The 9,039-nt window shown below is 70.5% G+C and carries 10 protein-coding genes, 1 pseudogene and 1 riboswitch; of the genes and pseudogenes, 8 read left to right on the top strand and 3 right to left on the bottom strand.

From position 1 onward, the window contains the following. A pseudogene (locus tag GT030_RS13185) lies at nt 1-214 on the bottom strand (ROK family protein); the annotation flags it as partial. Between the two features lie 139 nt (nt 215-353). Between GT030_RS13185 and GT030_RS13180 the strand changes: the two are divergent. The 4 genes from GT030_RS13180 to GT030_RS13165 are packed head-to-tail and all read left to right on the top strand — an operon-like array spanning nt 354 to nt 3,020. Beyond that, nucleotides 354-1,604: an extracellular solute-binding protein gene (locus GT030_RS13180; RefSeq protein ID WP_161201272.1), complete on the top strand. Its 1,251-nt coding sequence runs from the start codon at nt 354-356 to the stop codon at nt 1,602-1,604. Nucleotides 1,605-1,639: 35 nt separating this feature from the next. Further along, nucleotides 1,640-1,864: a DUF3263 domain-containing protein gene (locus tag GT030_RS13175; RefSeq protein WP_030804564.1), complete on the top strand. Its 225-nt coding sequence runs from the start codon at nt 1,640-1,642 to the stop codon at nt 1,862-1,864. A gap of 49 nt (nt 1,865-1,913) precedes the next feature. Next, on the top strand, nt 1,914-2,774 hold the full coding sequence (otsB, locus tag GT030_RS13170) for a trehalose-phosphatase (protein ID WP_161201271.1): 861 nt from the start codon (nt 1,914-1,916) through the stop codon (nt 2,772-2,774). Between the two features lie 39 nt (nt 2,775-2,813). After that, a complete protein-coding gene (locus GT030_RS13165; RefSeq protein WP_161201270.1) occupies nt 2,814-3,020 on the top strand; it encodes a hypothetical protein in 207 nt (68 codons plus the stop codon). A gap of 21 nt (nt 3,021-3,041) precedes the next feature. On the opposite strand, the gene GT030_RS13160 is transcribed toward GT030_RS13165, so the two are convergent. Then, a complete protein-coding gene (locus GT030_RS13160) occupies nt 3,042-4,457 on the bottom strand; it encodes a trehalose-6-phosphate synthase (RefSeq protein ID WP_202460039.1) in 1,416 nt (471 codons plus the stop codon). A gap of 73 nt (nt 4,458-4,530) precedes the next feature. After that, nucleotides 4,531-5,475: a glucosyl-3-phosphoglycerate synthase gene (locus GT030_RS13155; protein ID WP_161201269.1), complete on the bottom strand. Its 945-nt coding sequence runs from the start codon at nt 5,473-5,475 to the stop codon at nt 4,531-4,533. Nucleotides 5,476-5,611: 136 nt separating this feature from the next. Next, nucleotides 5,612-5,768, top strand: a riboswitch (SAM riboswitch). A gap of 17 nt (nt 5,769-5,785) precedes the next feature. On the opposite strand from GT030_RS13155, the gene thrC reads away from it, so the two are divergent. The 4 genes from thrC to groEL all read left to right on the top strand — a co-directional run. Further along, nucleotides 5,786-7,060 carry a threonine synthase gene (gene thrC, locus GT030_RS13150; RefSeq protein WP_086690256.1) on the top strand — a complete coding sequence of 425 codons (1,275 nt, stop codon included), beginning with the start codon at nt 5,786-5,788 and terminating at the stop codon, nt 7,058-7,060. Further along, nucleotides 7,057-7,332 (top strand): MoaD/ThiS family protein, encoded by a 276-nt coding sequence (locus GT030_RS13145; protein ID WP_135791998.1) that lies wholly within the window; start codon nt 7,057-7,059, stop codon nt 7,330-7,332. Before thrC ends, GT030_RS13145 begins: the two co-directional genes overlap by 4 nt. Before the next feature lie 419 nt (nt 7,333-7,751). Next, nucleotides 7,752-7,955, top strand: coding sequence for a cold-shock protein (locus tag GT030_RS13140; protein ID WP_009189266.1), 204 nt, complete (start codon nt 7,752-7,754; stop codon nt 7,953-7,955). A gap of 275 nt (nt 7,956-8,230) precedes the next feature. After that, nucleotides 8,231-9,039 (top strand): chaperonin GroEL (groEL, locus tag GT030_RS13135; protein WP_161201268.1); only part of this gene is annotated, 809 nt, incomplete at its 3' end.

Raw genomic sequence — 9,039 nt, 5'->3', positions numbered from 1 at the left:
CGGCGACGCCGGCCGCGAGCGCGGGGGCGCCGAGGTGCTCGGCGCCGTGCGCGCGCAGGTCGGCGGCGAAGGCGAGGAGGTGGTCGACGACCGCGTCCGGTCCGCCCTCGCGGCCCGTCGCGCGGCGGGCGCGGTGCAGCACCGCGCCGTCCTCGCCGACGAGCGCGGCCTTCATCGAGGTACCGCCCACGTCCAGGGCGATGACATGTCTCACCGGCCCAGTGTGACCCGCCGACCCAAGAAAGGTCTAGTCCACTCGCGTGGTGTAGACCTTATGCGTTCGAAATCGAATGGTCTGACCAAGGGGACAAGGGGTTCTGAGGGTGCGTCGGCGTACGGCAGGAACGATCGCGGTGGTGTCCGCACTGGGCATGACGGCGATGCTCGGCGGCTGTGGGAGCACGGGCTCCTCGGACACCACCCTCAAGCTGGTCGCCGCCGACTACGGCGACTCCGCGGCCAACAGCTCCAAGAAGTACTGGGCCGCGCTGGTGGACGCCTACGAGGCGCAGCACCCCGACGTGAAGGTCCAGGTCAGCGTCTACTCCTGGAACGACGTCGACGCCAAGGTCAAGGAGATGGTCGACTCCGGGAACGCCCCCGACATGGCCCAGATCGGCGCGTACGCCGACTACGCGGCCGCCGGGAAGCTGTACTCGATGTCCGACACGCTCTCCATCGGCACCCAGGCCGACTTCGTGCCGCAGCTCGCCGACGCGGGGGACTGGAACCACACGCCGTACGCGATGCCGTTCGCGGCCTCCACGCGCGTGCTCTTCTACAACAAGTCGCTGTTCCAGCAGGCCGGCATCACCCCGCCCACCACCTGGGACGAGCTGGCCTCCGACGCCGAGGCGCTCAAGGCCAAGGGCGTGAAGTACCCGTTCGCGCTGCCGCTGGGCCCCGAGGAGGCGCAGGCCGAGACCATGCAGTGGCTGCTCAGCGGCGGCAGCGGCTACACCGACGACATCGGCACCTACACCATCGACTCCGCGTTGAACGGGGAGACGTTCACCTGGCTCAAGGACGACCTGGTGGGCAAGGGGCTCACCGGGCCGGTGGCCCCCGGCCGGCTCAACCGGGCCGCCGCGTTCGCCGCGTTCGCGGACGGGCAGGTCGGCATGCTCAACGGCCACCCCACACTGATCCGGCAGGCCGAGGCGAAGGGCGTGAAGTTCGGCATGGTCCCGATGCCGGGCCGCACCGGGCGGGCGCGGGCCGCGATGGGTGTCACCGACTGGATGCTGGCCTTCAAGCAGAACGGCCACGCCCGCCAGATCGGCAGCTTCCTGGACTTCGTGTACGAGCAGAAGAACGTACTCGACTTCTCCCGCAAGTACGGTCTGCTGCCCGTCACCACCTCCGCCTCCGAGGCGATGAGCCAGTCGGACGCGAAGTCCGACGCCCCGCTGCACGCGTTCCTGGAGCAGCTGCCGACCGCCGAGCAGTACCCGGTGAACAAGACCTCCTGGGCCGCGGTCAGCGCGGCCGTGAAGAGGGACATCGGCCAGGCGGTCTCCCCCGACGGCAGCCCGGCGGGCGTCCTCACCCGGCTCCAGGCCGCCGCCACGGCCGCCGACAGCACGGCCCAGTCGCAGGGCTGAGCCCGCTGTCAGTGGTCGGGGTTACGGTTGCCGGCATGGAACTCGGCAGCCGTGAGAAGGCGATCCTCGCACTGGAGAGCCGGGGCTTTCCCGGCCCCGGCGCGAAGGAGCGCGCCATCCGCGAGCAGCTCGGGCTCGCGCCGGTCCGCTACTACCAGCTCCTCAACGCCCTGCTGGACGACGAGCGTGCCCTCCGGCACGACCCGGTGACGGTCAACCGGCTGCGGCGGGTCCGCGAGGCGAGAAGGTCGGAACGGTAGAGCCTCTTCCGGAGGCGTGAGGGCGGCCCGGCGCGGATAGTGTCGCCCTATGGGCAACCCTGACAACACCGCCGAGGACAGCACGCTGCCGGTACCGGTGACCCAGGCGGGCCGCGACGGCCTGCGGGCGCTGCTCCAGCGGCCCGGCACCGCCGTGATCGGCCTCGACTTCGACGGCACGCTGGCCCCCATCGTCGCCGACCCCGACCAGGCCCGCGCCCACTCCGGCGCGGTGCCCGCGCTGGCGGCGCTGGCGCCGAAGGTGGCCTCCGTCGCCGTGGTCACCGGCCGCCCGGCCGGGGTCGCGGTCCGCAACGGCGGCTTCGCCGGGGTCCCCGGCCTGGAGCACCTCGTCGTCCTCGGCCACTACGGCGCCGAGCGCTGGGACGCCGCGACCGGCACCGTCACCGCGCCCGCCCCGCACCCCGGCATCGCCGCGGTCCGCGCGGAACTTCCCGGCGTCCTGGACCGGGCCGGCGCCTGGCCCGGCACCTGGATCGAGGAGAAGGGCCGCGCGGTCGCCGTCCACACCCGCCGCGCCGAGGACCCCGAGGCCGCCTTCGAAACCCTCCGGGCCCCCCTCACCGACCTCGCCACCCGCCACGGCCTCATCGTCGAACCCGGCCGCCTCGTCCTCGAACTCCGCCCGCCCGGCATGGACAAGGGCGTAGCCCTCCTCGACCACCTCCGCGCCACCGGCGCCGAGTCCGTCGTCTACGCCGGCGACGACCTCGGCGACCTCCCCGCCTTCGCAGCCCTCGAAAAGCTCCGCTCCGAAGGCACCCCGTCCCTGCTGGTGTGCAGCGGCAGCAGCGAGGTGACGGAACTGGCCGAACGCGCCGACCTGGTGGTGGACGGGCCTGAGGGTGTGGTGGACTTGCTCGGAAATCTGGCGGCGCACCTCGGCTGAGGCCGACGGGCGCCACGCACATGCGGCGCGGGGGGCGTCATGAAGATCGCCTGGTTCCTGTTCCTGGGCAGGCACCTGGACGAGTACGGCTACCACGACGGTCTGCCGCGCGCCGCGATCGGTACGGGGGCCGTGCTGCTGACCGCCGCGCTGTTCGGCTTCCTGGCCGACCGCAGCCGGCCCGCAGCCTGGGCCGGGGCCGGCCTCACCACCGCCGCGGGCATCGGCTGGCTGGCCTGGCACTGAGCAGGCCGGCCAGCCGGGGTGTCAGCCCCGCAGCGCGTTCAACTGGTCCAGGAACCACTTGGCGGGAGGCAGGGCCGTGGCCGCGTCGGACAGGTGCTTGGAGCGTTCGGCTCGGGCTGCGTCCGGAAGGGTCAGGGCCTCGTGGAGGGCCTCGGCCGTGCCGACGACGTCGTACGGGTTGACCGTGATGGCGTGCTCGGAGAGTTCCTCGTAGGCGCCTGCCTCGCGGGACAGCACCAGGGCCACGCCCTCGTCCGAGACGACCGGGACCTCCTTGGCGACCAGGTTCATGCCGTCGCGGATGGGGTTCACCAGCGCCACGTCGGCGAGGCGGTAGGCGGCGAGGGAGCGGGCGAAGTCGTCGTCGAGGTGGAGCAGGACCGGGGTCCAACCGGCCGTCCCGTACTCGGAGTTGATCTGTTCCGCGACCCGGCGTACCTCTTCCGTGTAGGAGCGGTACAGGGCGAGGTCCTGCCGGGAGGGGTAGGCGAAGGCGACGTGGACCACGCGTTCGCGCCACTCGGGGTGGTCCTGTAGGAGGCGGCGGTACGCCAGCAGGCCCCGCACGATGTTCTTGGACAGCTCGGTGCGGTCCACCCGGACGATCGACCGGCGCCCCTCGCCGATCTGCTCCCGCAGCACCGCCATCCGCTCGTCCACGTCGGCCCGGTGCGCCCGCTCCCGCAGGAACTCCGCGTCCGCGCCGAGGCCGTGCACCCCGATCTCCGTACCCGAGGGGATGCCCGGACCGAGGACCGCGTGGCAGCAGTCGGTGAACGCGTCCGCCCAGCGCCGGGTCAGGAAGGCCGCCCGGTCGGCGCCCAGGATGCCGGTGAGCAGCTCGGCCGCGATGTCGTCCGGCAGCAGGCGGAAGTAGTCCGGCGGCGCCCAGGGGGTGTGCGTGAAGTGCCCGATGCGCAGGTCGGGCCGGAGCTTGCGCAGCATCCGGGGGGCCAGCGCCAGGTGGTAGTCCTGGATCAGCACCGCCGCCCCCGGCGCCGCCTCCTCGGCCAGCGCCTCCGCGAACGCCTGGTTGTAGGCCCGGTACGCGTCCCACTGCCGGCGGAACTCCGCGTCGAACACCGGCTCCAGCGGCGTCTGGTACATCATGTGGTGCACGAACCACAGCGCGGAGTTGGCGATCCCGTTGTACGCGTCGGCGTAGACCTCGGCGTCGATGTCCAGCATCCGCACCCGCTGCCCGCCGGTGTCCTCGGCGGGAAGCAGTCCGCCGTCCGCGCGCCGCACCGCCTCCCGGTCGCCCTCACCGAGCGCGGCACACACCCACACCGCGTCCGTGTCCGGACCGATCGCCGACAGCCCCGAGACGAGACCGCCGCCGCCCCGGCGGGAACCCAAGGACCCGTCCGGACCCACCGTGTATGAAACCGGGCCGCGATTGGACGCGACCAGCACCTCAGCACCCTGCGTAGCCATGGCCTCAACCTAGCCCGGCCCCCAAACGCTCAAACGTACGCGCGACCGGCGAGCCGGACCGTATACAGCCCGCTCACGCCACTTCGCGCGCCGCGTACTCCGCGATCTCCGCCATGGGCGGCCGCTCCTCGGTGTCCACCGAGTACGTACGCGGCTCGAACCCGCTCACCCCCCGCTCGAACTGGGTCAGCGCCGGCCGCACCAGATGCCCGCGCGCGAGCCGGAGCTGCGCGGTGCGGTAGATCGCGGCGGCCATCCGGCCGAGCGCCTGCCCGTCCTGGTGCCGGTGCTTGCGCACGCCCACGTCCACCTGCGCCAGCGCGTCCAGCCCGACCAGATGCAGCGAGTCCACCAGCATGCCCAGCTCGACCCCGTACCCCACCGGGAACGGCAGCCGCTCCAGCAGGGAGCGCCGGGCCGCGTACTCCCCGCCGAGCGGCTGCACGAACCCGGCGAGCTGCGGCCAGTGCATGTTGAGCAGCGGGCGCGCCATCAGTTCGGTGACCCGGCCGCCCTGCCCGGCGGCGCCGCCCAGCGGACGGTCGTACATCGCCTTGACCAGGTCGATCCCCGGATCGGTGAGCAGCGGGCCGACGATGCCGAGCACGAAGTCGGAGGAGAACTCGCGCAGGTCGGCGTCCACGAAGGCGACGATGTCGCCGCTGGTCGCCAGCAGGGAGCGCCACAGCACGTCGCCCTTGCCGGGCACGGCGGGCAGCCGGGGCAGGATCTCGTCCCGGTGCACCACCCGCGCGCCCGCGGCGGCGGCCACCTCGGCGGTGCGGTCGGTGGACCCGGAGTCCACCACGACTACCTCGTCCACCAGCGGCGCCTGGAAGACCAGGTCGTGGCGGATCACGGAGACGATCTCGCCGACCGTCGCCTCCTCGTTCAGCGCGGGCAGCACCACGGAGACCCGCTGCCCGGACCGCTGCTTGGCGGCCAGCACGCGGTGCAGCGGGCGGTCGGCCACGGACCAGGAGCGGGTGGCCAGCCAGCGCTCGGTTTCTTCCATCATGGTCTGCGGCTCCTCACTGCCTGATCCATCTCGCGGTTCGGACGACACCTTCAACTCTCCTGGCCTTCGGTTACAGTCTTGAACAACGCCGGTGACCATCGCATGTCGAGGTCGGACGGCGTCCACAACCGAATACCGCTCATCCAGAGGGGCAGAGGGAAACGGCCCGATGAAGCCCCGGCAACCCTCCAGCCGGTCTCCCGTGCGCGAACACCGCGGCACGCGCGAGGCTCCCGGCTAGGGAAGGTGCCAAATCCGTCTCACGGCGAGATGCGTCGTGAGGAAGATGAGGAGAAAGGGCCTCGCCTCCATGGCTGTGCAGACTGTCGCCACCCCCACCGTCGATCTCGGACCCGCCGCCGCCCTGAGCTGTCGGGAGTGCGGACACCGCGTCCCGCTCGGTCCCGTCTTCGCCTGCGAGGAGTGCTTCGGGCCGCTGGAGATCGCCTACGACTTCTCCGCGTACGACACCGACAAGCTCCGGGCGCGCATCGAGTCCGGCCCCGCGAACATCTGGCGCTACGCCCCGCTGCTGCCCGTCCCCGCCGACGTGGCCGACAAGCCGAACCTCAACCCCGGCTGGACCCCGCTGGTCAAGGCGGACCGCCTGGCGCGTGAACTCGGCGTCACCGGCGGGCTGTTCGTGAAGGACGACTCCGGCAACCCGACGCACTCCTTCAAGGACCGCGTCGTCGCCCAGGCGCTGGAGGCCGCCCGCGCCTTCGGCTTCACCACCCTCTCCTGCTCCTCCACGGGCAACCTGGCCGGCGCGGTCGGCGCCGCCGCCGCCCGCGCGGGCCTGCGCTCCTGCGTGTTCATCCCGCACGACCTGGAGCAGGGCAAGGTCGTCATGGCCGCGGTCTACGGCGGTGAGCTGGTCGGCATCGAGGGCAACTACGACGACGTGAACCGCTTCTGCTCCGAACTGATCGGCGACCCGGCCGGCGAGGGCTGGGGCTTCGTCAACGTCAACCTGCGGCCGTACTACGCCGAGGGCTCCAAGACGCTGGCGTACGAGATCTGCGAGCAGCTCGGCTGGCGGCTGCCGGACCAGCTCGTGGTGCCGATCGCCTCCGGCTCCCAGCTCACCAAGATCGACAAGGGGCTGAAGGAGCTGATCGCGCTCGGCCTGGTCGAGGACAAGCCGTACAAGATCTTCGGCGCCCAGGCGGAGGGCTGCTCGCCGGTGTCGGCCGCCTACAAGGCGGGCCACGACGTGGTGCGGCCGCAGAAGCCGGACACCATCGCCAAGTCCCTCGCCATCGGCAACCCGGCCGACGGGCCGTACGTGCTGGACATCGCGCGCCGCACCGGCGGGGCGGTGGAGGACGTGACGGACCCGCAGATCGTGGACGCCATCAAGCTGCTGGCCCGCACCGAGGGCATCTTCGCCGAGACGGCGGGCGGTGTGACGGTCGGTGTCACCCGCAAGCTGATCGAGTCCGGCGCGCTGGACCCCTCGCTCACCACCGTCGTCCTCAACACCGGCGACGGCCTCAAGACCCTGGACGCGGTCGCCGGCACCGGTCTGACCGCGACCATCCGCCCGAACCTGGACTCCTTCCGAGAGGCTGGCCTCGCATGAGCGTGACCGTTCGCATCCCGACCATCCTGCGCACCTACACCGGCGGGCAGGCCGAGGTCGCCGCCGAGGGCGGCACGCTCGCGGAGGTCATCGAGGACCTGGAGAAGCACCACCAGGGCATTGCCGCGCGCGTCCTGGACGACCAGGGCAGGCTGCGCCGGTTCGTGAATGTCTACGTCAATGACGACGACGTGCGTTTCGAGGGCGGACTTCAGACCGCCACGCCCGACGGCGCGGGTGTCTCCATCATTCCGGCGGTAGCCGGCGGCTGAAATTTACCCTCGGTAATGGCCCCCTCCATGGCCCCCTCCACAAGAGAAACGGAGGGGGCCATTCTGTGTGATTGAGCGCGGTAGAGTTGGGGAACGCGCTCCCGGTCCCACGGACCGGGCGTCCTTGATTCATGCCGCCGGCCCGACAAGAAGTAGCCAAAATGCGCGGGTAATGTGCGGCATTTGTTGCATTTATGGGGCCCGACTTGCCCCGAATTCAGCCGAAGTTGCGGCAGATTCCGGACTGTGTCCGTCCAGAATTCTCGTCCGATTGACCTGTTGCAGACGGCAGTTGGACAGATACATTCAGCCGCGGTCGACGCGTTCCGGCGCACGCCCCCGACCGATTGGGGGGCGAGGTCTGACCCAGGTTCACGAGGTGTGGATCTGCGCAAGGGCCAGTAATAGGGGAGTTAGCCATGGCTCAGGGCACCGTCAAGTGGTTCAACGCGGAGAAGGGGTACGGCTTCATCGCGGTCGACGGTGGTGCGGACGTCTTCGTCCACTACAGCGCGATTCAGATGGACGGCTACCGCAGCCTGGAAGAGGGTCAGCGGGTCGAGTTCGAGATCTCGCAGGGTCAGAAGGGCCCGCAGGCCGACATGGTTCGCGTCACCGCCTGAACGTCTCCGGTTGAGCGCAGGGCCCGTACCCGTACAGGGTGCGGGCCCTTCGTCCTGTTAGGTCCCGTCCTGATCACCCGAAGGCGCTTGCACTCGCCCTGGGTGAGTGCTAATCATTGCGTTAGCACTCTGAAGGTGAGAGTGACAACGAAGGACCGGGTCGGTGAGGCCCGCAGGCCGGGTGGGGCAAGGAACCACGAGGCCGGCGAGCCGTCCGTCGCGGGCGCGGGCGCGGTCCGAAGGAATCACCCCCAGTCCTGGAGGGACCACTTCACATGGCCAAGATCATCGCGTTCGACGAGGAGGCGCGGCGCGGCCTCGAGCGCGGCATGAACCAGCTCGCGGACGCCGTCAAGGTGACGCTCGGCCCCAAGGGCCGCAACGTCGTCCTCGAGAAGAAGTGGGGCGCCCCCACGATCACCAACGATGGTGTATCCATCGCCAAGGAGATCGAGCTCGAGGACCCGTACGAGAAGATCGGCGCCGAGCTGGTCAAGGAAGTCGCCAAGAAGACGGACGACGTCGCCGGCGACGGTACGACCACCGCGACCGTGCTGGCCCAGGCCCTGGTCAAGGAAGGCCTGCGCAACGTAGCCGCCGGCGCCAACCCGATGGCCCTCAAGCGCGGTATCGAGAAGGCCGTCGAGGCCGTCTCCGCCGCCCTGCTCGAGCAGGCCAAGGACGTGGAGACCAAGGAGCAGATCGCCTCCACCGCCTCCATCTCCGCCGCCGACACCCAGATCGGCGAGCTCATCGCCGAGGCGATGGACAAGGTCGGCAAGGAAGGCGTCATCACCGTCGAGGAGAGCAACACCTTCGGTCTGGAGCTCGAGCTCACCGAGGGCATGCGCTTCGACAAGGGCTACATCTCCGCCTACTTCGCGACCGACATGGAGCGCATGGAGGCGGTGCTCGAGGACCCGTACATCCTCATCGCCAACTCCAAGATCTCCTCGGTCAAGGACCTGCTCCCGCTGCTGGAGAAGGTCATGCAGTCGGGCAAGCCGCTGCTGATCATCGCCGAGGACGTCGAGGGCGAGGCCCTGTCGACCCTGGTGGTCAACAAGATCCGCGGCACCTTCAA

Source organism: Streptomyces sp. SID1328 (assembly GCF_009865595.1).
Classification (GTDB): domain Bacteria; phylum Actinomycetota; class Actinomycetes; order Streptomycetales; family Streptomycetaceae; genus Streptomyces; species Streptomyces griseoluteus.
The sequence above is the reverse complement of the archived record's forward strand: the minus strand, read 5'-3'. Positions and strand labels throughout refer to the sequence as shown.